The sequence below is a fragment of the Saccharothrix violaceirubra genome (assembly GCF_014203755.1).
Classification (GTDB): domain Bacteria; phylum Actinomycetota; class Actinomycetes; order Mycobacteriales; family Pseudonocardiaceae; genus Actinosynnema; species Actinosynnema violaceirubrum.
Genome location: NZ_JACHJS010000001.1, coordinates 6129595 through 6153637 on the forward strand (window position 1 = coordinate 6129595; position 24043 = coordinate 6153637).

Annotated in this window: 28 protein-coding genes; 14 read left to right on the top strand and 14 right to left on the bottom strand. The window is 71.0% G+C overall.

From position 1 onward, the window contains the following. Positions 1-19: 19 nt before the first annotated feature. The 3 genes from F4559_RS28160 to sigE all read right to left on the bottom strand — a co-directional run bounded on the left by F4559_RS28160 (position 20) and on the right by sigE (position 2932). Positions 20-1552, bottom strand: coding sequence for a S1C family serine protease (locus F4559_RS28160; RefSeq protein WP_184673794.1), 1533 nt, complete (start codon positions 1550-1552; stop codon positions 20-22). 193 nt (positions 1553-1745) lie between these two features. Then, positions 1746-2357 (bottom strand): anti-sigma factor family protein, encoded by a 612-nt coding sequence (locus F4559_RS28165; protein ID WP_184673796.1) that lies wholly within the window; start codon positions 2355-2357, stop codon positions 1746-1748. After that, complete coding sequence (sigE, locus tag F4559_RS28170; RefSeq protein WP_184673799.1) at positions 2354-2932, bottom strand: RNA polymerase sigma factor SigE; 579 nt, start codon at positions 2930-2932, stop codon at positions 2354-2356. Before sigE ends, F4559_RS28165 begins: the two co-directional genes overlap by 4 nt. Before the next feature lie 221 nt (positions 2933-3153). Here sigE and F4559_RS28175 point away from each other — a divergent pair, with 221 nt between their 5' ends. Then, positions 3154-3777, top strand: a complete 624-nt coding sequence (locus tag F4559_RS28175) for an O-methyltransferase (protein WP_184673801.1) — start codon at positions 3154-3156, stop codon at positions 3775-3777. On the opposite strand, the gene glgC is transcribed toward F4559_RS28175, so the two are convergent. After that, positions 3774-4988 carry a glucose-1-phosphate adenylyltransferase gene (glgC, locus tag F4559_RS28180; protein ID WP_184673803.1) on the bottom strand — a complete coding sequence of 405 codons (1215 nt, stop codon included), beginning with the start codon at positions 4986-4988 and terminating at the stop codon, positions 3774-3776. The genes F4559_RS28175 and glgC overlap by 4 nt on opposite strands. Positions 4989-5082: 94 nt before the next feature. Here glgC and glgA point away from each other — a divergent pair, with 94 nt between their 5' ends. Together glgA and F4559_RS28190 are read left to right on the top strand one after the other, a co-directional pair. Further along, the gene (gene glgA, locus F4559_RS28185; RefSeq protein ID WP_312865861.1) at positions 5083-6237 is read left to right on the top strand and encodes a glycogen synthase; all 1155 of its coding nucleotides are present in this window, start codon (positions 5083-5085) and stop codon (positions 6235-6237) included. Positions 6238-6350: 113 nt separating this feature from the next. Then, positions 6351-7664, top strand: coding sequence for a hypothetical protein (locus F4559_RS28190; RefSeq protein ID WP_184673807.1), 1314 nt, complete (start codon positions 6351-6353; stop codon positions 7662-7664). A gap of 146 nt (positions 7665-7810) precedes the next feature. Here the strand turns inward: F4559_RS28190 and F4559_RS28195 are convergent, their stop codons facing one another. After that, positions 7811-9169: a leucyl aminopeptidase family protein gene (locus F4559_RS28195; RefSeq protein WP_184673809.1), complete on the bottom strand. Its 1359-nt coding sequence runs from the start codon at positions 9167-9169 to the stop codon at positions 7811-7813. Between the two features lie 98 nt (positions 9170-9267). After that, the gene (locus F4559_RS28200; protein ID WP_012783412.1) at positions 9268-9435 is read right to left on the bottom strand and encodes a DUF3117 domain-containing protein; all 168 of its coding nucleotides are present in this window, start codon (positions 9433-9435) and stop codon (positions 9268-9270) included. 262 nt (positions 9436-9697) lie between these two features. Between F4559_RS28200 and F4559_RS28205 the strand changes: the two genes are divergently transcribed. Further along, entirely contained in the window at positions 9698-10477 is a 780-nt protein-coding gene (locus F4559_RS28205; RefSeq protein WP_184673811.1) for a PaaX family transcriptional regulator, read from the top strand. 13 nt (positions 10478-10490) lie between these two features. Then, complete coding sequence (locus tag F4559_RS28210; RefSeq protein WP_184673813.1) at positions 10491-11270, top strand: enoyl-CoA hydratase-related protein; 780 nt, start codon at positions 10491-10493, stop codon at positions 11268-11270. On the opposite strand, the gene F4559_RS28215 is transcribed toward F4559_RS28210, so the two are convergent. The 8 genes from F4559_RS28215 to flgN all read right to left on the bottom strand — a co-directional run bounded on the left by F4559_RS28215 (position 11257) and on the right by flgN (position 16196). Next, positions 11257-11808: a DNA-3-methyladenine glycosylase I gene (locus F4559_RS28215; protein ID WP_184673816.1), complete on the bottom strand. Its 552-nt coding sequence runs from the start codon at positions 11806-11808 to the stop codon at positions 11257-11259. The genes F4559_RS28210 and F4559_RS28215 overlap by 14 nt on opposite strands. Next, positions 11805-12212 carry an SRPBCC family protein gene (locus tag F4559_RS28220; RefSeq protein ID WP_184673817.1) on the bottom strand — a complete coding sequence of 136 codons (408 nt, stop codon included), beginning with the start codon at positions 12210-12212 and terminating at the stop codon, positions 11805-11807. Before F4559_RS28220 ends, F4559_RS28215 begins: the two co-directional genes overlap by 4 nt. Further along, positions 12209-12535 carry a DivIVA domain-containing protein gene (locus F4559_RS28225; RefSeq protein WP_184673819.1) on the bottom strand — a complete coding sequence of 109 codons (327 nt, stop codon included), beginning with the start codon at positions 12533-12535 and terminating at the stop codon, positions 12209-12211. Before F4559_RS28225 ends, F4559_RS28220 begins: the two co-directional genes overlap by 4 nt. A 224-nt stretch (positions 12536-12759) precedes the next feature. Beyond that, positions 12760-12996: a carbon storage regulator CsrA gene (gene csrA / locus F4559_RS28230; RefSeq protein WP_184673821.1), complete on the bottom strand. Its 237-nt coding sequence runs from the start codon at positions 12994-12996 to the stop codon at positions 12760-12762. A gap of 21 nt (positions 12997-13017) precedes the next feature. Further along, positions 13018-13440, bottom strand: coding sequence for a flagellar assembly protein FliW (fliW, locus tag F4559_RS28235; protein WP_184673823.1), 423 nt, complete (start codon positions 13438-13440; stop codon positions 13018-13020). Continuing rightward, complete coding sequence (locus tag F4559_RS28240; protein WP_312865863.1) at positions 13437-14339, bottom strand: flagellin N-terminal helical domain-containing protein; 903 nt, start codon at positions 14337-14339, stop codon at positions 13437-13439. Before F4559_RS28240 ends, fliW begins: the two co-directional genes overlap by 4 nt. Next, positions 14332-15705, bottom strand: coding sequence for a flagellar hook-associated protein FlgK (gene flgK / locus F4559_RS28245; RefSeq protein WP_184673826.1), 1374 nt, complete (start codon positions 15703-15705; stop codon positions 14332-14334). The genes F4559_RS28240 and flgK overlap by 8 nt, the downstream gene beginning before the upstream one ends. A 2-nt stretch (positions 15706-15707) precedes the next feature. Further along, the gene (gene flgN, locus F4559_RS28250) at positions 15708-16196 is read right to left on the bottom strand and encodes a flagellar export chaperone FlgN (RefSeq protein ID WP_184673828.1); all 489 of its coding nucleotides are present in this window, start codon (positions 16194-16196) and stop codon (positions 15708-15710) included. A 182-nt stretch (positions 16197-16378) separates the two neighbouring features. Between flgN and F4559_RS28255 the strand changes: the two genes are divergently transcribed. The 9 genes from F4559_RS28255 to fliF all read left to right on the top strand — a co-directional run bounded on the left by F4559_RS28255 (position 16379) and on the right by fliF (position 24042). Then, a complete protein-coding gene (locus F4559_RS28255) occupies positions 16379-17320 on the top strand; it encodes a sigma-70 family RNA polymerase sigma factor (RefSeq protein ID WP_246445351.1) in 942 nt (313 codons plus the stop codon). Positions 17321-17446: 126 nt separating this feature from the next. Further along, on the top strand, positions 17447-18622 hold the full coding sequence (locus F4559_RS28260; RefSeq protein WP_184673830.1) for a flagellin N-terminal helical domain-containing protein: 1176 nt from the start codon (positions 17447-17449) through the stop codon (positions 18620-18622). A gap of 92 nt (positions 18623-18714) precedes the next feature. Beyond that, positions 18715-20010: a flagellar filament capping protein FliD gene (gene fliD, locus F4559_RS28265; protein ID WP_184673832.1), complete on the top strand. Its 1296-nt coding sequence runs from the start codon at positions 18715-18717 to the stop codon at positions 20008-20010. Positions 20011-20020: 10 nt separating this feature from the next. Beyond that, positions 20021-20404: a flagellar export chaperone FliS gene (fliS, locus tag F4559_RS28270; protein WP_184673834.1), complete on the top strand. Its 384-nt coding sequence runs from the start codon at positions 20021-20023 to the stop codon at positions 20402-20404. Continuing rightward, a complete protein-coding gene (locus F4559_RS36130) occupies positions 20401-20730 on the top strand; it encodes a hypothetical protein (protein WP_184673836.1) in 330 nt (109 codons plus the stop codon). Before fliS ends, F4559_RS36130 begins: the two co-directional genes overlap by 4 nt. A 629-nt stretch (positions 20731-21359) precedes the next feature. After that, positions 21360-21710 (top strand): flagellar basal body rod protein FlgB, encoded by a 351-nt coding sequence (flgB, locus tag F4559_RS28280; RefSeq protein WP_184673838.1) that lies wholly within the window; start codon positions 21360-21362, stop codon positions 21708-21710. 3 nt (positions 21711-21713) lie between these two features. Beyond that, positions 21714-22103, top strand: coding sequence for a flagellar basal body rod protein FlgC (locus F4559_RS28285; protein ID WP_184673840.1), 390 nt, complete (start codon positions 21714-21716; stop codon positions 22101-22103). Continuing rightward, a complete protein-coding gene (gene fliE / locus F4559_RS28290; protein ID WP_184673842.1) occupies positions 22100-22411 on the top strand; it encodes a flagellar hook-basal body complex protein FliE in 312 nt (103 codons plus the stop codon). The genes F4559_RS28285 and fliE overlap by 4 nt, the downstream gene beginning before the upstream one ends. Continuing rightward, positions 22408-24042: a flagellar basal-body MS-ring/collar protein FliF gene (gene fliF, locus F4559_RS28295; protein WP_312865864.1), complete on the top strand. Its 1635-nt coding sequence runs from the start codon at positions 22408-22410 to the stop codon at positions 24040-24042. The genes fliE and fliF overlap by 4 nt, the downstream gene beginning before the upstream one ends. Position 24043: the final 1 nt, after the last annotated feature.

Sequence of the window (24043 nt, forward strand, 5' to 3'; positions counted from 1 at the left end):
GCGTTCGTCAGCCTAGCCGTCAGTCGGACCGCAAAGTCACCTGCACGGTCAGCTCCCGCCCCTGCCTGGCCAGCGTGACCGGCACCGTTTCGCCGATCTCGTGGTCGCGAACGGCAACGGTCAACTCGGCGGCGTTGCGGACCAGGCGGTCGCCCACCTTCACGATCACGTCGCCCTCGACGATCCCGGCCTGGGCCGCCGCGCCGCCGTCGGGCACGTTCTGCACCTGGGCGCCCTCGGCGGTCTCGGCCGACGCCGAGCGCACGTTGACGTTCATGTCGGCGTGCTTGACCTCGCCCTTCTGGATGAGGTCCTGGGAGATCTTGCGCGCGTAGTTGCCGGAGATCGCGAACCCGAGGCCCACCGAACCGCCGGTCTCGGTGCGGATCGACGAGTTGATGCCGACCAGCGCACCCGACGAGTCGACGAGCGCACCGCCGGAGTTGCCCGGGTTGATCGCGGCGTCGGTCTGGATCGCGTCGTAGGTCACCTGCGGGCCACCGTTCTCGCCGGCCGCCGTCACGGGCCGGTGCAGGGCGCTCACGATGCCTTCGGTCACGGTGTTCGACAGTGACAGCGGCGACCCGATCGCCAGCACGGTGTCGCCCACGGCCAACTCGTCGGAATCGCCGAACTGGAGCACGGTCGGGTTGTCCGCCTCGACCTTGATCACGGCCAGGTCGGTCTTGGAGTCACGCCCCACGACCCGCGCGATCGCCCGCTTCCCGTCGATGAAGACCACCGTCAGCTTCGCCGACGAGTCCTGCACGGCGGGCGCCACGACGTGGTCGTTGGTCAGGATGTAGCCCGCACCGTCGATCACGACACCGGAACCGACACCGGCCACGTTGGCGCCCTTGAACTCGATCGACACCACGCTCGGCGTCACCCGCTTGGCGATGTCCGCGACCGACCCGACCGGCCGCTCCTTGCCCGGCTTCACCTCGGCCAGCGTCACGCCCGCGTCGGTCAACTCGTTGCCCGCACGACCGAACAGCCAACCCACCACACCACCGGCCGCACCCACGGCCAAGGCCACGACCAGCAACAACGCCAACGCGGTCGGCTTGACCCGCCGGCCGAACAGCAACTCGGGCACGCTCAGCAACGGCCCACGACCGACCTGCGCGGCCTCGCCGTCCTCGGCGGCCTTCTCGCTCACCGCCGGCGGCCCGATCACCGCACTGGCACCCGGATCGCGCCACGCGTCACCGGCGGGCTCGCCCTCCCAGAACACCGGCTCGACCTCGGGCTCACCCGACGCGTCCAACGGCGGGCGCTGCAGCCGGGTCGTGGTGTCGGGACGACCGAAGGCAGTGGTCAACGCCTCGGCAGGCGGCGGCGCAAGGCCAAGCGACCCGTTGAGCGCCGGACGATCGCCGGAAAACGCCCCGACGACCCCTTCCGGACGACCGAAGGCGACAGCCGCACCGGGATCGACGGCAGGACGGTTCAACGGACGCGGCGCGAGCCTGCGATGGGCCCCGTCGTCGACGCCGGACCTCGGAGTCCCGTTCGGCTGGGTCCCGTTGCCCTGGTCTGGCTCGCTCATCGCTCCCCGAACGTCGTCCTGCCTGAAGCCCCGCCGGGGCAATGGTGCCCGACGACCGGTGAAGTCGCCGTCAGCACCACGTCAAACAGCAAGAAGGAAAGGAGAACCCGGACGACAGCCCCTTTTCTGGTGGTCTGCCCACGCTTCCCGAGGTCGACCCCGGACAGCAGCCACCGAGCGAAGAAACCCCAGCTCAGCGAGCCTGGCCCGAAACCGGCCGCATGACACCGAGCGGACTGTCCACCGGAACAGGCGCCAACGAGGCAGGCGCCACCGCCGGAGTGGTCGGCGCGGCACCCGGTCCCTGCACGGGCACCGGCGCCGGATCATCGCCTCCGGGCACGACCAGGGCCAAGGCACCGAGCATCAACCCGGACACCACCGCCCCCGCACCCTGACGCGCGCGTTTGCCGCCCAGCCGACTACCGGTACCGAAAGGGCGGCTCTGCCCCAACACCGGTCCGGACCCGAACGCGGCGGCGGCCCGATCCGGCCGCTGCACGGCGACCAGCCGCCCGTCCTCGGTGACCGCGAGCCCGTCGGGCGCGCTGGGGAGTTCGACCTCCTGCGGGATGGCACCGAGCCGGGCCAGCAGGCCCGCCGGTGCGCTCGGGGTCGTCGCGGCCCTGACCGCGGACCTCGCCTGCTGCTGCGAGTAGGTCTCGGCCGCGCAGAACGGACATCGCGCGAGATGCGCGGACGCCCGGCCGTGCGCCGAGGCGGACAGCTCGCCGTCGACGAAGGCGACGACGGCGTCCGGCAGCAGGTGCTGCTCGGACAGTCCCCAACCTCGCAGGTCGGTCATGCAGAGTCCTCCTGAACAAGACCCCGACGGCGTTCGAGGGAAGCCCGCAGTGCTTGCCGGCCCCGGTGAATCCTGCTTCTCACCGTACCCAGTTTCACCCCGAGTGTGGCGCCGATCTCTTCGTAGGACAGCCCTTCGACGTCGCACAGCACGACGGCCGCGCGGAACTCCGGCGGCAGCTCGTCGAGGGCGGCCTGGAGGTCCGGGTCGAGGTGGGTGTCCGACCACACCTGCTCCGGGCTCGGGTCGTCGCCCGCGAGCCGGTCGGTGTCCTCGGGCAGTCCCTCCATGCGCAGCCGGGTACGGCGGCGGGCCATGTCGAGGAACAGGTTGGTGGTGATGCGGTGCAGCCAGCCCTCGAACGTGCCCGGCTTGTACGACGCGAGCGAGCGGAAGACCCGGATGAACGTCTCCTGGGTCAGGTCCTCGGCGTCGTGCTGGTTGCCGGTCAGGCGGTAGGCGAGCCGGTACACGCGGTCGGCGTGCTCGCGCACGACCTCGTCCCACGTGGGCGGGCTCCAGTCCGCGCTCTCGATGGGCGCGGTGGGTGCGGCGGTCGACTGCTGGGTCGGCATGGGGCGGTTGAGCACCTCCAGTGGGCCGGCGGCCCGGCTGCACGGTTCAACGCGGTGGTAGGCCCGCGTGTTCCCGTGTGGTTCCTGCGCTGGCACCAGCGTGCCTCGTCCGCTTATAACTCTCGTGAGAGTCGGCTGAGAGCACGCTGAGAAATCCCGGGGTTCCCCGCTTCACGCCGGATTCACCCGATCCGCCCCGGACGGCGTTAACCTTCCCCCTCGTGGACGTGGCTCTGCGCGAGTACGTGGAGCGCTACCCGCCCGAGGACGCCGTCATAGCGGCGGCCCGCGCGCGTGGCGTCGAGCTGGGCTGCGTGCCGATCGGGTCGGGCGGCGGCGCGGCCCTGCGGTTCCTCGCCGCGGCGACCCGGGCCAGGACCGTGGTCGAGGTCGGCACGGGCGCGGGCGTCGGCGCGCTGTACCTGCTCGGCGGCATGACCCCGGACGGCATCCTGACCTCGATCGACGTATCGGCCGAGTACCAGCGCGCCGCCCGGCGGGCGTTCGCCGACGCCGGTGTGGCGGTGTCGCGCACCCGGCTGATCACGGGCGCGGCGCTGGACGTGCTGCCCCGGCTGACCGACGGCGGCTACGACCTGGTGTTCGTCGACGCGGCCAAGACCGAGTACCCGCGCTACCTGGCGGAGGCCGTGCGGCTGCTGCGACCGGGCGGCGTGGTGGCGTTCGACAACGTGCTGTGGCAGGGCCGCGTGCTCGACCGGACCGTGCGCGACCCGGCGACGACGGCGTTGCGGGACGTGACGCGGGCCGTGCGCGAGGACGACCGGTTGGTGCCGGTGATCCTGCCGTTGGGCGACGGACTGCTCGTGGCCGCACGCACCTAGAAAGCCGTCACGCCCTTGCCCAGGACGGTCACGCCACCGGCGGACACCGTGTAGCGGGTGCGGTCGGTGGCCGGGTCGACGCCGATCAGCGCGCCGTCGGGCACGATCACGTTCTTGTCCAGGATCGCCCGGCGCACCACGGCGCCCCGGCCGATCCGCACGCCCGGCAGCAGCACGCTGCCCTGCACGACCGATCCCGACTCGATCACCACGTCCGACGACACGATGCTGCCGTGCACGGTCCCGGAGACGATCGAACCCGGCCCGACCATGGAGTCCTCGGCGCTGCCGCCGGCGACGAACTTGGCCGGGGGCAGGGGCGGTGTGGCGGTCCGGATCGGCCACGACCGGTTGTAGATGTCGAACACCGGGTCCGCGGACACGAGGTCCATGTGCGCCTCGTAGTAGGCGTCGATCGTGCCGACGTCGCGCCAGTAGCCGCGATGGCGTTCGGCCTCGCCGGGCACGACGTTGCGGGAGAAGTCGTAGACGTGCGCACGGCCCTGGTCCACCAGCGCGGGGATGATGTCGCCGCCCATGTCGTGCGCCGAGTCCGGGTCGGCCGCGTCGGCGCGCAACGTGTCGATCAACGCCTCGGTGGTGAACACGTAGTTGCCCATCGAGGCGAACGAGACCTCGGGGTCGTCGGGCACGTGCGGCGGTTCGGCGGGCTTCTCCAGGAACCGGGTGATCCGGCCGTCGGCGTCGGAGTCGATGCAGCCGAACGCCTTCGCCTCCACGCGCGGCACGCGGATGCCCGCCACGGTCACCGAAGCGCCGGTCGCCACGTGCTGGTCGACCATCTGGCCGGGGTCCATCCGGTACACGTGGTCGGCGCCGAAGACCACGACGTGGTCGGGGCGTTCGTCGTTGACGAGGTTGAGCGATTGGTAGATCGCATCACCGGAGCCGTGATACCAACGCGGGCCGAGGCGTTGCTGCGCCGGGACGGGTGTCACGTACTGACCGAGCACAGTGGACAGGCGCCACGTGGTCGAGATGTGACGGTCCAGTGAATGCGATTTGTACTGCGTGAGAACGCAAAGCTTGACGAAGCCGGCGTTGACCAGGTTGGAGAGGACGAAGTCGACGAGGCGGTAGTTGCCGGCGAAGGGCACCGCCGGTTTGGCCCGGTCGGCGGTCAGCGGCCACAACCGCTTCCCTTCGCCACCGGCGAGGACGATTCCGAGGACGTTCGGTTGTCCCGTCACGGCGACGACCCTAATGGCGGGGACTGCCGCCTACCAACGGTCTACACCGGCCGTTCACCCGGCCGGCCCGCGACCCGGCGTTACGGTGGACGTCGTGCGAATCGGACTGCTGACCCGGGAGTACCCGCCGGAGGTGTACGGCGGCGCCGGCGTGCACGTCGGCTTCCTCGTGCCACGCCTGCGCGAACTGGTCGACGTGGACGTGCACGCGTTCGGCACGCCGCGCGCGGACGCCCGGGGTTACCACCCCGCGCACGGCCTGGAGAACGCGAACGCGGCGTTGGCGACGCTGTCGGTCGACCTGGAGATGGCCGCCGCGTTGGCGGACGTGCGACTGGTGCACTCGCACACCTGGTACGCGAACATGGCCGGGCACTTGGCGAAGCTGTTGCACGGCGTGCCGCACGTGGTGACCGCGCACTCGCTGGAGCCGCGTCGGCCGTGGAAGGCCGAGCAACTCGGCGGCGGGTACCGGGTGTCGTCGTGGGTGGAGCGGACCGCGTACGAGGCGGCGGACGCGGTGATCGCGGTGAGCGAGGGCATGCGGACGGACGTCCTCGACTGCTACCCGGCGTTGGACCCGGCCCGGGTGCACGTGGTGCGCAACGGCATCGACCCGGACGCGTACCGGCCGGTCGACGAGACGGACGCGCTGGTCGCGCGCGGGATCGACCCGACGCGGCCGATCGTGGCGTTCGTCGGGCGGATCACGCGGCAGAAGGGCGTCGGACACCTGGTGGCGGCGGCGCACCGGTTCTCGGCGGACGCCCAGCTCGTGCTGTGCGCGGGCGCGCCGGACACCCCGGAGCTGGCCGAGGAGACGCGGGCGGCGGTGGCGGAGCTGTCGGCGGTGCGGCCGGGGGTGTTCTGGATCCGGCAGATGCTCCAGCCGGCCGAGGTCCGGCAGATCATGAGCCACGCGACGGTGTTCGTGTGCCCGTCGGTGTACGAGCCGCTGGGGATCGTGAACCTGGAGGCGATGGCGTGCGGCACGGCCGTGGTCGCCTCGGACGTGGGCGGGATCCCGGAGGTCGTGGAGCACGGCGTGACCGGACTGCTGGTGCACTACGACGAGCGGGACGTGGAGGCGTTCCGGCAGGGGTTGGCGGACGCGGTGGACGCGGTGCTGGCGTCGCCTTCGCGGGCGCGGGAGTTCGGCGCGGCGGGGCGGGAGCGGGCCGTCCGGGAGTTCTCGTGGACGACCGTGGCCGAGCGGACCGTGGAGGTGTACGACCTCGCTCTCCGTTGATGTGTGAGATGCGTCTCACGCTATAGGAGGCAACCCGAAAGGGGTCCCAGCGCACTTACCAGTAGTCAAACCACTACTGGGGGTCCTGGATGCGGTGGGTTGTACTCGCGACGGTGGGGGTCCTCGTGGCCGGCTGCGCCGGGGAGACGGGCTTCGACGCCACCTCCGTGCCGCTCACGATCAAGGGCGGAACCGTGCTCGACCCGCAGGGGCTCCAGGTGCGGGCCGAGGCCGAGGTCAGCTACACGCTGGGCTTCGGGTACGTCGCCCGGACCGACGGCGACGAGGTGAGCTGCTGGTTCGCCCGGGTCGACCCGGACTCCGAGGTCGACACCCGGCTGTGGTGCGGACCGGTACAGGTGCCGGGCACCCCGACCACGACGGACTGGGTGCCCGTGCCCCTCAAGGAGGTCGAGCGGACCGACGCGGGCGTGCGGCTGGACGTGCTGCCGCCACAGGTGCCCGCGTTCGGCGCCAAGAGCACACCCGTGGGCGACCTCGTGCGGACGGACGGGCGTTCGGCGTCGGCCGACCAGGGCGTCGGCGAGGCCGGACCGGACTTCCTGGCCGTGCTGCCCGACGACGGACGTGCCCTCGACAGCGCCACCGGACGGCTGCGCGACGACCAGTTGGACGTGAAGCTCACCGGGTACGCGCGGCCGTCGACCGTGCGGACCGGGCAGGGGGAACTGCGGGCCGAGCACGGGGTCGGGCTGCGGGTCGTGCGGTTGGAGGTCGACCGGCTGCGGGAGGCCGACGGGGCGTTCGACCAGAAGCTGTGGGAGGGCCGGGGGCCGCAGCCGCCCGAGCTGAGCCTCCAGGTGCCGGGACGGCGGCACGCGCTGTCCGTGGACCAGTTGCCCAAGGACGGCACCGTGCTCGTGGTCTACACGGTGCCGTCGACGCCGGGTGCCGAGGAGTTGGTGCTGGACAGCGTGGGTGCGCGTCCCCTGGTGCAGCGGCTTTCGGTCACGGACGGGCGGACGTCGGACGGGCCGCCGGCGTTGCGGCGCGAACCGGCGGCCCAGGTCGACGGGGTGTCGGCGCCGGTGCGCGTGGGGTCGTCGTCGGGGACGTTGGCGGTCAAGCGGGTGCGGGTGGGGTGGCAGCGGCCGGTCGACCTCGGGGGGCGGTACCGGCTCGTGACGGCCGACGAGGGCAAGGCGTTGGTCGAACTGCGGCTGGAGGGTCAGGGCCTGGTGTCGGTCCTCGGCGCACCGGAGACCGTGAAGCTGCTGGGCACGTCCGCCGGGGCGCGGGTGGTGGGTGCCCAGTACGGGGGCGACACGTTCCCGTACGCCGTGATCGTGGAGGTCCCGGCGGACGCGAAGTCGGTGGAGCTGACCGTGGCGGCCGGGCGGCCGGTCCTGCCCAACCTGGGTGCCACCGAGGTCACGGCCGCCCGGATGACCGTCCCGCTGCCCTGACCCGCGCTGCGCGCGTGCCTGAGTGCGCGACTCGGGTGCCCAAATGCGCAGCTCGCGCGCCCGAACGCACGACCCGTGGTGCCCGAGTGCACAACTCGCGGTGTCTGAACGCACAACTCGCGGTGTCCCGACGCACGACTCGCGGGTCAGCGGGTCGACTTGGCGGTGGCCAGGGCCAACAGGGTCCGGGCGGCGAAGCCCGTCGCACCGGGCGTCACCTCGGCGTAGGACTTGTCCGACCGCGCCGGACCGGCGATGTCCAGGTGTGCCCAGGGGACGTCCGCGGCGAACTCCCGCAGGAACAACGCCGCCATGATGCCACCCGGACCCGGCGGGCACTGCCGCAGGTCGGCCAGGTCGCTGTGCACCGCGTCGGCGTGCTCCTGGAGCAGCGGCATGCGCCAGTACCGCTCGGCCGCCGCCTCCCCCGCCGCCAGCAGGTCGGCGGCCAGGGCGTCGTCCGTGGCGAACAGGCCGGCCGTGCGCACGCCCAGGCTGATCTTCATCGCGCCGGTCAGGGTCGCCACGTCCACGATCAGGTCCGGCGACAGGGTGCGCACCGCGTACGCCAGGGCGTCGGCCAGGACCAGCCGGCCCTCGGCGTCGGTGTTCGTCACCTCGGTGGTCGTGCCGCCGTGGTGGCGGATCACGTCGCCGGGCCGGTAGGCCGAGCCCGACACGTGGTTCTCCGCGCACGGCACCAGGGCCGTCACCCGGACCGGGAGCCGCCGCCGTGCCGCCGCGATCGTCGCGGCGATCACGGCCGCGCCGCCCGCCATGTCCGTGCGCATGAGGTGCATGCCCTCGGCGGGCTTGATCGAGATCCCGCCGGTGTCGAACGTGATCCCCTTGCCGACGAACACCAGGTGGGGACCACCGCCGGTGCCCCGCCACGCCAGTTCGACCAGCCGGGGCGGACGCGGCGACCCGCCGCCGACCGCCAGCACGCCGCCGAAGCCCTCCGCGCGCAGCCACTTCTCGTCGCGCACCCGCACGTCCAGGCCGGGCACGGCCCCCGCCAGCTTCGCGGTCGTCGCGGCCAGCCAGGCGGGGTCCTTGGTGTTCGACGGGGTGTTCGCCAGGTCCCGCGCCAACGCCGTCGCGGCGGCGGCGTCCAGCGCCTCGCGCACCGCGTCGGCCACCGGCGCACCGGTCACCAGGCGCACGGACCGCACCCGCCGGGGCCGCTCCTGCCCGGTCACCTTGAACCCGTACCCGCCCAGGGCCAGACCGAGCGTGAACGCCGCCGCGTCCGCGTCGGCGGGCAGTTCCACGTCGCACCGCTCGGCCACGTCGGTCAACGCCCTGCTCAGCACGGCACCGGCGGTACGCCAGTCACCGGCCGTGCCCGCGCCGACACCGAGCACCCACGGGTCGCGCCGGGCCGGCGCGCCGATGTCGCCGTCGTCCTCGCCGGCCGACGCGACGACGACCCGGAGGACGCCCCGTCTGGGCGAGCCCGCCACGTCGACGCTGGGCAGCGGGGTGGGCAACGGCTGGCGCACGGGTGGTTCTCCTGTCCGGTCGATCAACGACTGCCGACGCAGCGATGCCCCGGTTCCACTGTGGAACCGGGGCTTCGACGCTTACTCGTTCCGGCTGGTCAGCCCGCGGCTGCCTTGAGGGCGTCGCCCAGGGCGTTGGCCTCGTCCGCCGACATCTCGACGACGAGGCGCCCACCACCCTCGAGCGGAACGCGCATGACGATGCCGCGCCCCTCCTTGGTGACCTCGAGGGGACCGTCGCCGGTCCGGGGCTTCATGGCCGCCATCGCGTGCTCCCTCCGTCAACATCTTCCCCGTCCGACCAGGGCCGGATACTCGCCCCATTCTCCCCTATGCGGACTGCGCGGCGAAACCGAACCGATCTTTCCGGTCCCGGCGAGACTCGGTGACGATCTTCGCCTCGTCGCAGTTCAACGCCAGGATGGCCGCGCACCAACGACTTCCGGGGGCCCGCGGGTCGTCACCCGGCCGTGACCCGAATCGACGACTGTGGCGTGTCGCGGGGTCCGCCTGACAGACTCGGAAGCCGTGCGAGCCCGTTCCGCGCTCTTCGACGTCTACGGCGGCCACCTGCGCGAGCGGGGTGGTGCCGCGACGATCGCCGCCCTCGTCCGCCTGCTCGAACCGCTGGACTTCGCGGCGCCGGCCGTGCGCACGGCGGTGTCGCGGACGGTCCGCCAGGGGTGGCTCGAACCGGTCCGGCTGGCCGAGGGCCCCGGCTACGCGATGACACCCCGCGCGGAAAGGCGGCTCGACGAGGCCGCCGCGCGCATCTACCGGACCCGCCCGTCCACCTGGGACGGACGCTGGCACGTCGTCGTGCCGGACGTGCCGCCGGTGCGCGAGGCCCGCGACCGGCTGACGTCGTCGCTGCAACTGCTCGGCTACGGCGCGTTGGGCCCGGTCGCGTGGATCGCGCCGCGACCGTCGCCCGAACTGGCCGACGTGCTCGCCGCCGAGGAGGTCGCCGCCACCTCGTTCCACGGCGAACACGAAGGCGACCCGCGCGAGCTGGCCGCCAAGGCGTGGGACCTGGAAGCCCTCGGCCAGGACTACGCACTCTTCGTGGCCGAGTGGGAACCGCTCGTGTCCGCTGTGGACGGAACGGCGCCCGCCACGGCGTTCGCCGCGTCACAACGGTTCCTGCACGCGTGGCGCAAGTTCCTGTTCCGCGATCCGGGACTGCCGCGCGAACTGCTGCCCGCCGGCTGGCCGGGCCTGGCCGCCGCCGAGTTCTTCGACCGGCACACGGCACGGCTCGCGCCGGCCGCGCGCCGGTTCGTCGACGACAGTCTCGGAACCGACTGACCGGAGGTATCCCGTGTCCGAACTCCTCGTCGAGGACGCCGAGGGCGTGCGCACGCTCACGCTCAACCGGCCCGACTCGTACAACTCGCTGACCGTCTCGTTGAAGGAGCGGTTGCGGGACGTGCTGGCCGAGACGGCGGCCGACGACCGGGTGCGCGCCGTGGTGCTGACGGGTGCCGGGAAGGCGTTCTGCGCGGGCCAGGACCTCAAGGAGCACGCGCGACTGCTCGCCGAGGGCGACCCGGCACCGCTCAAGACCGTGGAGCTGCACTACAACCCGATCGTCGAGTCGATCATCGGGATGCCGAAGCCGGTCGTCGCGGCGGTCAACGGGATGGCGGCGGGCGCGGGCGCGTCGTTCGCCTACGCGTGCGACCTGCGGGTGGCGGCGGCGGGCGCGCGGTTCCTGATGGCGTTCGCGAACGTGGGGTTGAGCGCGGATTCGGGCGCGTCGTGGACGCTGCCCCGCCTGATCGGCCGCGGTCGGGCCACGGAGATGATGTTGCTGGCCCAGCCGGTGGACGCGGCCGAGGCGTTGCGGATCGGCATGGTGTCGCAGGTCGTGCCGGACGGCGAGGCGCTGTCCACGGCACACGCCCTGGCCCGCACGCTGGCGTCCGGACCGACCGCCGCCTACGCCGCGATCAAGGAGGCGTTGGCGTTCTCCGGCGCGTTGTCGGCGGCGTTGGAGGTGGAGGCGCGCACGCAGGCGGCGGCGGGCGGCACGGCCGACCACCGCGCGGCGGTCGAGGCGTTCGTGGCCAAGCGGAAGCCGACGTTCAGCGGTCGATAGCGCGGAAGCAGGTCGCCACGTGGTCGTCGACCATGCCGGTGGCCTGCATCAACGCGTAACACGTGATCGGTCCGAGGAAGACGAAGCCGCGCCGCTTGAGCTCCTTGGCCATGGCCTTGGACTCGGCGGTGACGGCGGGCACGTCGGCGATGGTCGCGGGCCGGACGTGGGTCTTGGGCGCGAACGACCAGAGCAGGTCGTCGAGCGGCTCGTCCATGGCCGCGAGGACACGGGCGTTGGCGACGGCCGCGTTGATCTTGGCCCGGTTGCGCACGATGGACGCGTCGGCCATGAGCCGGTCGAAGTCGGCATCGTCGTAGCCGGCGACGACCACCGGGTCGAAGTCCGCGAAAGCCCGCCGGAAGTTCTCCCGCTTGCGCAGGATCGTGATCCACGACAGGCCGGACTGGAACGACTCCAGGCACATGCGCTCGAACAGTTCCGCGTCGCCGTGCAGCTCCACGCCCCACTCGGTGTCGTGGTAGTCGCGGTAGTCGGGCGTGCTGTCGCCCCAGGCGCAACGGACGACGTCGATCATCGGTACCTCTCGGCGAAACGGGCGAAGCGGCGCAGCGACCAGGCCACGCCGGGCGCGAACGCGGCGGCCAACGGCCACGGTACGTCCTCGTACCAGACGAACTCGGAACGGTCGCCGTGCCCGCTCACCCGGAACCCGCCCGTGCCCCGGACCAACCGCCCGGTGTGCTCGACCACGCACCGGACCGGAGGCTCCCACACCGTGACGCGCATGGTGTCGACGAACCCGAACCGGCCGATGCCGGTGAACGCGGACAGCGTCGAGCCGGTGGACGTGCCGTCGCCGCCGGTCACCCGCACGCGCGTGCCGAGCATCCACTCGCCTTGGCGAACCCAGTCGGTGGCCGCCGCCCACGTGGTCGCGGCGGGTGCGGCGACGTCGACGGCGAGTTCGAGCCGGGTCATGAGGGCGTACCGGCCGGCCTCACCGCGTCGGGTTCACGGTCGGCCTCGAGTTCGGCCACGCGGGACCGCAGTACCTCGATCTCGCCGGCGAGCCGGTCGAGCACCCAGTCGACCTCGGACATCCGGTAGCCGCGCAGGACCTGCTGGAAGCGCACGGCACGGACGTCCTCGGGCCGCACGTCGTCGGCCGGCAGCCGCGTCGGGGACGTGCCGGGTGGCAGCGGTGCCATCTCCTCACCCCGCCCGAACACCAGCGAGGCCAGCAGGAACACCACGGCCGCCACGAGCACCATGACGACGAGGTAGATGAGCGCGGTGGTCACGACACGATCGTGACACACCACCACGCGTAACACCGAGGATGGCTCCACACTCGACCAGGCAGCCGAAGTTCCCCGAACGTGACGACACAGCTACCAGGCGGCAACAGAGCTGCCACCCGTTCCGGGCGCCCGAACGCACAACTCACGGTGCCTGAACGCAGAGTTCATGGTGTCCGAACGCACAACTCGCAGTGTCCGAAGGTATAACTCGCGCGTTCAGGGGGCTACCCGTCCCGGCGGAAGCGCAACGCCTCCGTGAGAGCGGCGGTCGCGGCCTCGTCCGCGACCGCCTGCTCATTGGCCTTCTTCAGCTCGCGGTACACCTCGTCCCGGTGCACGGCGATCGACCGAGGCGCCGCGACACCGATCCGGACCACGTCACCCCGCACGTCCAGGACGGTCACCGTGACCTCGTCGCCGATGCGCACGCTCTCGCCGGAGCGGCGGGTCAGGACCAGCATCTCGGTCGTCCTCCCTGGAGGTCAGGCGCTCAACAGCGGCGCGCGGAGATCACCCGCGGTCAGCACGACCTGGACCGCGCGTCGGGTCCGCTGGTCGACCACGATGGGGGCGAGCAGGTTGGCGGTGGCCGAGGAGGCCGACTCGCCGACCGTCACGACCAGCAGCACCAGCAGGTCGGACACGTCGACCGTGCCGAGCTGCTCGACGGCCTGCGCACCGATCTCCGGAGCGTAGTCCGGGAAGAACGGCGCCGGCGGCACGACGAGGAACCGCAGCTCCGGGTCGTCGACCGAGCGCAGCGAGAACAGCAGGCCGTCCTCGGTGGTGCGCACGAGCAGGAAGCGGCGGTGCTCCGGGAACCCGGGCATGGGGACGCTGAACTCGATGACGGGCGCCGTGTCGGCGTCGCTCACGTCCGTCCTCCTCGTCAGGACCGCGGTCATCGGAGGAAGTCCAACAACGAGGGCTGCTGGATGCGCGCCGTGGCGGCCAGGGCCGCCTGGTAGGCGGTCGACTGCGTCTGCAACGACACCACCGCCTCCGTGAGGTCGACTTCCTCGATGTCCGACAACTGCCCGGTCAACGTCACCGCGCGGTCCTTGGCGACGTCGACCGCCGTGGTGAGGCGACTGTATCGACTGCCGACGGCGGCGAGTTCGGTGTTGACCGACGAGAGGCGTGAATCCACACGATCGAGTTCGGTGTTGAGGGTGGGGTCGCCCGATCGGAGCTTGCTCGCCACGGTCGACAGCACGGAGAAGACCGAATCGGTGCCTGTGCCGAACACCGTGGAGGGCACGTCCACGCGCACCTGGGTGCGGGCGTCCACCCGGCGCAGCACCTCACCGTCGTCGCCGAGGTAGGCGCCGCTGTCGTCGAACGCACGGGAGTTCGCGGTCGTGCCGCCGAACACCGGCCGGCCCAGGTAGGACGTGTTGGCCGCGGACAGGGCGGCGTCGCGCAGCGACTCGATCTGACCGGCGAGCGCGACCCGCGCGGTCGGGTCGGACGCGGTGGCGTTCAGGCCCTGCACGACCAGGTCGCGGGCCTGGTTGAGGTAGTTCGAGACACCGAGCAGCGCGTTCTCGGCCGTGCCGAGGCGTGCGGTGCCGTCGGCGGCGCTGCGGGTGTACCGCTCGCCGGCCGCGAGGTCGGTGCGCAGGCGCATGGCGGCCACGGCACCGGTCGGCGAGTCGGACGGGGTGTTGATCTTCCTGCCGGTGGTGACCTGCTGGCGCAGTTCCTCGCCGCGGTTCTGGTTGGCGCGCAGCGCGGACAGCGTGCGCTGCGAGGAGGAGAGTTCCGTCGTCCGGGAGATGCCGATGCCCATCGGGTCACGCACCCATTCGGTTGATCATGGTGTCGAGCATGGAGTCGATCGCGCTCATGACCTTCGCGGCGGCCTCGTAGGACCGCTGGTAGGTGAGCATCGCGGTGAGTTCCTCGTCGAGGTTGACGCCCGACTCGCTGGCGCGGGCCGAGTCGATGGTGTCGGTGACGGCGGTCTGGGTGTTCAGGACCGTCTTCGCCGAGTTCGCCTCGATGCCGATCTTGGACACCGCGGTCCGGTACGCCACGTCGGCGCCCGTGGCCGAGTTCGCGAGTTCGGACAGCTTGTCGGCCGCGCTGCCGTCCAACGCCTTGGTCGCACTGCCGGAGGCGGCGATGTCGGCCGGGTTCGTGATGGCCACGGAGATGCCCGCGGCGGTGGTGCCGCTGAAGAACGCGCCGCCCGCGACGCCCGCCTTGGTGAACGCGGCGGTGTGGACGGTGTTGACCGACGTGGTCAGCGCGGAGGCGACCTTGTCCAGCTCGGCTGCGTAGTCGGGCAAGGTGTTGTTCAGGCCGGACAGCGTGGCGCCCATGGCACCGCCCACGCCGCTCACCGCCGTGCCGGTGTCCTGCCAGACCAGGCCGACCGGGTTCGCGGACTGGCCGGACAGCGTCGTGGCACCGGCCGGATCGACGGCTCGCGCGGTCGCGCCCTGCACCAGCCAGCCGCCGCCCAGGCTCAGGCCCACCGAGCCGTCGGCCGCGGTGACGGCCTTCGCGCCGGTCGCCTCGACCAGGTTCATCACCAGCAGGTCGCGCTGGTCGGCCAGCTCGTTGCCGGTGCCGCCGGACTGGCGGGCGCGGCGCACCGCGTCGTTGAGGTCGGCCAGCCGGGCGGCCTTGGTGTTGATGTCGGCGGTGGTGTCGGTCATCGCCGCGCGCTGGGCCGAGAACTGGTCGGACAGCTCGCCCGCGCCGGAGTTGAGCGCCGTGGCCACGTCCTTGGCCCGCGTCAGCAACTGGGTGCGCGCGCCGAGGTCGCCGGGGTTGTCGGCGAGGTCGGCGAAACCCGCCCACAGCTCGCCGAGCTTGGCCTGCAGGCCCGTGCCGCCGGGCTCGTTGAAGACGGTCTGGACCTCGGAAAGCACTTCGAGGCGTCCGGTGGCGGACGCCTGGCGCTCGTGCTCGACGTGGCCGCGCGACTCCAGGTAGGAGTCCCGCAGACGGGCGATGGACGTGACGTTGACGCCACCCTCGAAATTGGACGCCCGCGCCCACCGACCGGGTGCCATGGTGCCCGCGGGCTCGGTGTTGAGCCGCTGCCGGGAGTAGCCCTCGGTGTTCGCGTTGGCGATGTTCTGCCCGGTCACTTCCAGGCCGCGGCGGTTCGTGGTGAGCGCGCTCAGGGCGGCGCCGATCCCGGCGAAGGTGCTCATGTCTAGAGGGCCTCGTCCACGAGTCGGGCGCCGACCGGCGCGCTGACGGTGCTGCCGTTGGCCTGGTACAGCGGGCCGCTGCCGTCGCCGCCGACGGCGTCGAGGGCGTCGCGCACGGCGCGGGCGCCGACGGTGAGCCGGTCGCGGTTCTCCCGCACGGCACCGGAGATCTCCGCGGAGATGGCCAGCAGCGCGGTGCGGTGCTCGGTGAAGACGTCCCGCCACGGCTCGCCCACGTGCTCGGCGATCTCGGCGAGCGAGGCACCGGGCGCGAGGCCCAGTTCGTCCACAAGGGTGTCGACGAGTACCGCGCGCAGCACGTCCGCCTCACGGACGCGCGCGAGGACCCGCTCGACCTCGTGGGTGGCGGTGCCCAGCCAGCGGGTCCGGCCCGAGGCCAGCACCAGGCTCTCGACCTGCAACTTGTAGAGCAGCATCGACAGCAGCTCCCGCTGACGCCACAAGGCTGCGGACGTCTCGACGAGACTCATCGGTCCTCCAGGTTGTAAGCCGCCGGACTCTCCCCCCAACGACAGCCCCGGTGCCGCCTTGCGGGTTTTTCCCGGACGAGTTGCACCCGGTTCGCACCCGGAACGTCGACCGACTTGCACCCACGGGCTTCGAGTCTTGGACATGTCGCCGGGAGCGAGTCCCGGTGGGGAGGTGGAGACCCATGACCGGCAACATCAAGACCCAGCAGCCCGCCCTCGACGACCAGTACGAGTCGACCGGCACCGGCTTCGACGCCGAGGACGGCAAGCACCGCAACGACGACGCCACGATGCGCGAGCTGGCCGAGGCCCACCTGCCGCTGGTCCGCCACGTCGTCCGCGAGCTGCTGGCCCGCGTCCCGGCGCACGTCCGCCGCGACGAGCTGATGTCCGCGGGTTACGAGGCCCTGGCCCACGCGGCCCGCTGCTTCGATGCCTCCCGGGGCGCCCCCTTCTCCTCTTACGCCAACGTCCGCGTCCGCGGCGCCCTGCTCGACGAGCTGCGCCGCGCCGACTGGGCGAGCCGCTCGGTCCGCAGCAAGGCCCGCAAGCTCGACACCGCGCGGGACGCGTTCGTCGTCGCCCACGGCCGCACCCCCAGCGACGTCGAGCTGGGCGAGAAGCTCGACATGAGCGTCCGCGACGTCGCGTCCATCCGGGACGACGTGCAGCGCTCCGTCCTCCTGCGACTCGAGGGCGCGGTCGGCGACACCAACGACGACGAGGTGTCGCTGTCCATCCCGGACCCCTCGCCCAACCCCGAGCAGACGCTGCTCGAGCGCGAGCGGATCGGCTACCTGCGCGACGCCATCGAGGCGCTGCCGGAGCGGCTGCGCACGGTCATCGAGCAGTACTACTTCGCCGGCCGCCAGATGTCCGACATCGCCGCGGACATGGGCGTCACCGAGTCCCGGGTGTCGCACCTGCGTGCCGAGGCCACCGTGCTCATGCGCGAGGCCCTGAACACCCACCTCGACCCCGACCGCGTCACCGACCGTGACGCGACCGGCTGCGCGGCCCGTCGCCGTGCCGCCTACTACGCCTCCGTCGCCTCCCAGGCGACGCTGCACTCGCGCCTCGCGCGCACTTCTTCGACCGGCATGCCGGTCGACCTCTCCGCGTAGCACCAACCCCATCGGGAAATCCGCCAGGAAATCCCGGAAAGTCCCGCAACTCCCGGGCACGAAGGCCGATCTGCCCGGTGTCGGAACAAGGACGGACCGACCTGGACTCGCTTCAAGGAGGAAATCATGAGTCTGCGCATCAACTCCAACATCGCCGCGATGAACGCCTACCGCAACCTGTCGGTGAACGACAAGCAGATGCAGGGTTCGCTGGAGAAGCTCTCCTCCGGTCTCCGCATCAACAAGGCCGCCGACGACGCGGCGGGTCTGTCGATCAGCCAGGGCCTGCAGGCCCAGATCGGCGGCCTCAAGGTTGCGGCGCGCAACGCCCAGGACGGCGTGAACGTCGTTCAGACCGCCGACGGCGCGCTGAACGAGTCCGCGTCCATCCTGCAGCGCATGCGTGACCTGGCGGTGCAGGCGGCCAACGGTGGCTCCCAGGACGCCACCGCCCAGGGTGCCGCCCAGACCGAGTTCTCGCAGCTGCAGAGCGAGCTCGACCGCATCGCCAAGACCACCTCGTTCGGTGGCCAGAAGCTGCTCGCCGCCGGCACCACCGGTGGCACGGCTTACACGGGCACCTTCCAGGTGGGCGCGAACAACACCACCGACGACCGGATCAGCGTCAACCTCGACTCGTCCGTCTTCGGTGCCGCGGGCACGAAGGCGTCCTTCACGGCGACCGGTGGTACCTACACCAGCGCCGCGTTGGACACCAAGACCATCACGGCCACTCAGGGTTCCACCACCGCCACGGTGACCCTGGCCACCCCTGCCGACCTCGACGCGGTCGTCTCCCAGCTGAACGGCGACTCGACCTTCGCGGCCGGGTTCGTCGCCAGCAAGGCGGGCGGCGAACTCAAGGTCGAGGCCAAGACCGCCGGTGCGGGCACCATCGCCCTGACCGGTACGGCCGCCCTGACCGGTACCGCCACGGCGGGCACCGACGGCCCCACGGCCACCGGCTTCGACAGCACGGGTCTGGGCGTCGGCTCCACCGTCAAGGTGAGCGACACCAGCAGCGCCCAGTCCGCGATCACGGCTGTGGACAAGGCGATCCGCAGCCTGTCGACGGCGCGCTCCGAGCTCGGTGCTTACCAGAACCGGTTCGAGCACACCATCAACAACATCAACGTCCAGGTGGAGAACCTCTCGGCGTCCAAGTCGGCGATCACCGACACCGACATGGCCAACGAGATGGTCAGCTTCACCCGGTCGCAGATCCTGTCGCAGGCCGGCACCGCGATGCTGGCTCAGGCCAACCAGGCTCCGCAGTCTGTTCTGCAGCTCCTGCGCGGCTGATCCACCGGACGGCGGCCCGGGCGAGGTCCCCCAGACCCCTCCCCTGCCCTCGCCCGGGTCGCATCAGGTGACTTAGGAAGGAAGCGAGCAGCATGACCAGCAGCGTCGACGGACTCGTCAGCGGTCTCAGCACCTCCACCATCATCAACCAGTTGATGCAGTTGGAGGCCGCCCCCCAGACCCGGCTGAAGAAGCAGGTGAGCGCCGAACAGACGCTGCAATCCAACTACCAGGCGGTCAACGCGCGCATGCTCGCCGTGCGGAACGCCGCCGAGACACTGACCTCCGCGGACACCTGGAACTCGGTGACGGTGACGTCCTCGAGCGACGCGGTGAGCGGTGTCGCCGGTACCGGAGCCCTCACGGGCACCGCTACGTTCGACGTGGTGCGGACCGCCACCCGACATGTCGCCTCGTCCGCCGTTCCGCAGTCGGGTTCCCTGACGACGAACGGCTCGCTGACCGTCACGGTCGGCAACAAGGCGACGTCGGTGGCGGTCACCACCGATACCGCCCAGGGGGTGGCCGACGCGATCAACAAGGCCGACCTGGGCGTGCGCGCCACCGTGCTGACTACCACCACGGGTTCCGTGCTCCAGTTCTCGGGCACCGGGACGGGCGCGGCCAAGGCTTTCACGATCGACGGCCTGACCTCGGGCACGACGGTCATCACGCAGGGCGCGGACGCGCTCGTCACGGTCGGCAACCCGAACGCGGGCGGCTACCAGTTGACCAGCGCGGACAACAACTTCACCGGCCTCATCCCCGGTGTCACCGTCACGGTCTCCAAGGCCGCGACCAACGTGACCGTCACCGCCGACCAGAACACCGCGAAGCTCGCCGACGCGATGCAGAGCCTGGTCAACGCGATCAACAGCGCGGCGTCGGACATCAACAACCGCAGCTCCTACAACGCCACCACCAAGACCTCGGGCGCGCTCAACGGCGACCCGCTGGTCCGCGGTCTGCGCCAGAGCCTGCTCGGCCAGGTCAGCTCGGGTGTCGAGGGGTTGGGCAGTGCCGCGAAGCTCGGTGTCCAACTCGGCCGCGACGGCACGGTCACGTTCGACCGCGGCAAGTTCCTGGCTTCGCTCAAGGAGGACCCGGCGGCCGTCAAGACCGCCGTGCAGACCAAGTTCGCCGAGGGCTTCCGCAAGACGGCAGACGCCGCGACCAACACGACCGACGGCAAGCTGACCCAGATCATCCAGGGTCGCGACAACGTCGTCCGGTCGTTGAACAAGCAGATCGACGACTGGGACTCGCGTCTCGCCGATCGCAAGGTCGCGTTGCAGCGCCAGTACACGGCGTTGGAGACGACGCTGGGCAAGTTGAAGGACCAATCCACGTGGCTGGCGGGGCAGTTGTCCTCACTGTCTTCGAGCTGAGAGGCTCTCGATGTCGACTTCCGCGCTGCGCGCCCGTTATCTGACCGACTCCGTGTCCACCGCGTCGCCTTCGCGACTGCTGGTGATGCTGTACGACCGGCTGTGCCTGGACCTCGACAAGGCGTTGACCGCGATCGCCTCGGGTGAGCGCGAGGCCGCGTCGGTCGCCCTGGTGCACGCCCAGGACATCGTCCTGGAACTGCGGGGATCGCTGAAGCTGGACGAGTGGGCCGGTGCCCGCGGTCTGGCCGACCTCTACACGTTCATGACCTCCGAACTGATGCGTGCCAACCTCCAACAGGACGCCGGGCGGGTGCGGGCCGTGCTGGCGCTCGTCGAACCGCTGCGCGAGGCGTGGCGGCAGGCGGCCGAGGTGGCGGCGGACGAGCGATGACCGCGGTCGAGACGGACTGGCGCGTGGTGTGGGCCGCGACGCTGGACCTGATGGAGGCCGACGTCGCCGCCGCCGAGGCACTGCTCTCGCACGACCGCACGGTGCGCGCGCTGCCGCCGGCTTCGTTCACCGCGCCGGCGGGGATGGGGCCGTTGCCGTTGGAGCTGCGTCCTCGGGCGGATGCGGTGTTGGCGCGGCAGTTGGCCGTGGCCGAGGCTCTGGTGGTGGCGATGGCGGCCACTGCCAAGCAGGCGGCGATGCTGGGGCGGATCGAGGACGCGGGCCAGGCTCCGGCTCGGCCGGGATACCTGGATTGCGCGCTCTGAGGCTTTTCCCGGGCCGCTGCCTTTCGGGTCACTGTGCCGTTGTGGGCGGGTTTTCAAGCAGGCGCGCGCCGCTGGGGCAGACCGCCAAAATGGGACTGTCGTCCGTCGCCTGCCGCGCGAGTTATGCGTTCAGGCACCGCGAGTTACGCACTCGGACACCGCGAGTTGTGCGTTCCGGCACCGAGAGTTGCGCACCCGAACCCTCTCCCGGTGTGGTCCTGCCGCGCGTGTGCCTCCGTGAACGCGCGAGCCCTCGGTTCGGACACCCTGAAATACGCACTCAGGCACCCTGAAATACGCGTTCGGGCAGTGCCCGTGTCGGAGTGGTCGGATGTCCGGCGTCCGGGGGGCGGTCCTCCGCGCCCTGGAGTCGGGACTGCTTGGTCGGTCGCCGTGCCTCAAGCGCGGGCACGTGGTGACGTTCTGAATAGTGGTCCCACACTTTGGTGCCGGTTCAGGTGAAGCACAGTTGCGAAATGGTTGTCCAGTACTTGCGCTGTGACACCGGATACATCCCTGAAAAACCCTCATGGCTATGGCGTGTCAGCCGATCGGCTAAGCGTGAGCACGGATTGCTCCGCCCCCACCGCCACGGATAGGCGTCCCGGTACCTGTCAAGGAGATCGGACGTGTTCGACGATGTCGCTTCCTACGCGGTGCGCAACGCCCTGACCGGACTGGCTTCCCGCCAGCGGGTGTACGCGAACAACATCGCAAACATCGAAACACCCGGGTTCACCGCAGGTCGCGTCGACTTCGAGGACACTCTGCGCCGGGCCGTCGCCTCGGGCGACACCTCAGCCAAGGTCACCCCGCACTACAGCACCTCCACGCTCGCCGCCCGTCAGGACGGGAACAACGTCAACCTCGACGAGGAGACGATGGCGGCGACCAAGGCCGGCCTCCAGTACAAGCTGGCCCTTCGCGCGATGGACGACCGTTACGGCCTCGTCAGCACGGTGCTGAAGGGGGTGCGGTAAGCCATGTTCGACAGCATCGACATCGCGACGACCGGCGCCTCCACCTACCGCAAGTGGCTGGACGCGGTCTCGGACAACATCGCGAACATCAACGACGTCGCACCCACGAGCGGTGCCGCTTTCCAGGAGCGCTACGTCGTCGCCACGTCCCTTCCACGTGGCGGCGTCACGGTCTCGGGCATCGAACTCGGCAGCGCGGAAGGTCGGATGGTGCAGAACCCCGACCACCCGCTGGCCGACGAGGACGGCTACGTCCGCATCCCCGACATCGACCTCAGCGAACAGATGGGCTACCTGATCATGGCCCAGCGTGGATACCAGGCCAACCTCGCCGTCGTCGATCGCGCGACCAGCGCATACGAAGCGGCGCTCCAGCTCGGGAAGAACGCATGAGCAGCCCCATCTCGGCCATCGGTGCCGTTTCCGCCCCCATCGCCCCGATCTCGCTGTCGGGCGCCACCTCCGCCGACTACGCCGAGAAGTCGTCCTTCGGCGACATGATCGGCGCCGCGCTCGCCAAGACCGAGCAGGCCCAGAGCAAGGCGTCGGACCTCGCGGTCCAGCTGTCCACCGGCGACCTCGACGACCCGCAGGAATACCTGATGGCCGCCACCGAGGCGTCGCTGTCCACCCAGCTCACCGTCGCGATCCGTAACAAGGCCGTCGACGCCTTCAACGAGATCATGAGGCTGCAAGCGTGAACCGGGACCGCCTGAGCGCGCTGATGCGTCGCGCGACCGACGGTTTCAAGGCCTTCACGCCGGGGCAGCGCGTGGTGGCGATCGCGAGTGTCATCGCGGTCCTGGTGGGTGTCGTCCTGTTCACGGGCTGGGCCTCGACGCCGAACTACTCGCCCCTGTTCACCAACCTCGCCTCGAAGGACGCCGCCGCGATCGTCGAGCAGCTCGACGCGGCCGGCACGTCCTACGAGCTGGCCGACGGCGGCCAGACCGTGATGGTGCCCAAGGAGCAGGTCTACCAGCTGCGCATCCAGCTCAGCGCCGACGGCCTCCCCGCGCAGGACGACACCGGCTACGCGCTGCTGGACCAGCAGGGCGTCACGACGTCGGAGTTCATGCAGCAGGTCGGCTACCAGCGCGCGATGGAAGGCGAGCTGGCGAACACGATCAAGTCGATCAACGGGGTCGAGACGGCGACCGTCCACCTGGTGATCCCCAAGAAGGACGTGTTCTCCGACGACTCCAGCAAGCCCACCGCGGCCGTCATGGTCGACACCGCGAGCGGCAAGGACCTGTCCGCGGACCAGGTCCAGGCGATCGTCCACCTGGTCGCGTCCAGTGTGGAGGGTCTCGACCCCGACGACATCACCGTCGCCGACTCGACCGGCACCGTGCTGGCCGCGCCCGGTGGCGCGTCCACCGGCGGCTCGGGCAACCAGAACCAGCAGACGGTGGCGTTCGAGCAGCGGCTCAGCTCCTCGTTGCAGTCGCTGCTCACGCAGGTCGTCGGGACGAACCACGCCATGGTGAAGGTGACCGCGGACCTGGACTTCGACCAGTCGGAGACCAAGACCCAGACCTACACCAGCGACCCGAACACCGCGCCGCTGTCGGAGAGCACCACCGAGGAGACCTACACCGGCACCGGCACCGGGCAGAACGGCACGGGTGTGCTCGGCCAGATCAACGGGTCCGACTCGTCCGCGACCGGCACCAACGGCAACGGGTCCTACCAGCAGAAGTCGACCGTGCGGGACAACGCGGTCGGCACCGTGATCGAGACCCGCCAGTCGGCCCCGGGCAAGATCCGCAAGCTCGGCGTGGCCGTGCTGCTGGACGAGAAGGCCGCCGGCTCCGTCGACATGGCCGCGGTGAAGGAACTCGCGGCGTCGGCCATCGGCGTGGACACCACGCGTGGCGACACGCTGGCCGTCACAGCGATGCCGTTCGACCAGACCGACGCCGAGCAGGCCGCCAAGGACACCGCCTCGGCTTCCGCCTCCCAGCAACAGGACGACCTGGTCTCGCTGATCAAGACCGGTGCCGCCGTGCTCGGCGTCGTGGTCCTGCTGATCGGCACGTGGATCGCCACCCGCAAGCGCCGCAAGCGCGCCGCCGCCAACGCGGAGGAACTGCGGGTGCTGGCCGAACTCCAGGCCGAGCTGGAGCGCAACCGCCTTGAGGCGGGGGCGACCCAGGGCGCACTGGAGAGCGGCGGCGTCGCCGGGGCCCTCGGGCCGGGCAGCGGCCCCAGGCAGGACTCGGACGAGGTCCGGGAGCAGAAGCTGAAGGAGATCGAGGCCCTGGTCGACGACCAGCCCGACGAGGTCGCACGGCTCCTGCGCGGTTGGCTGAGCGGCAAGGGGGTCTGAC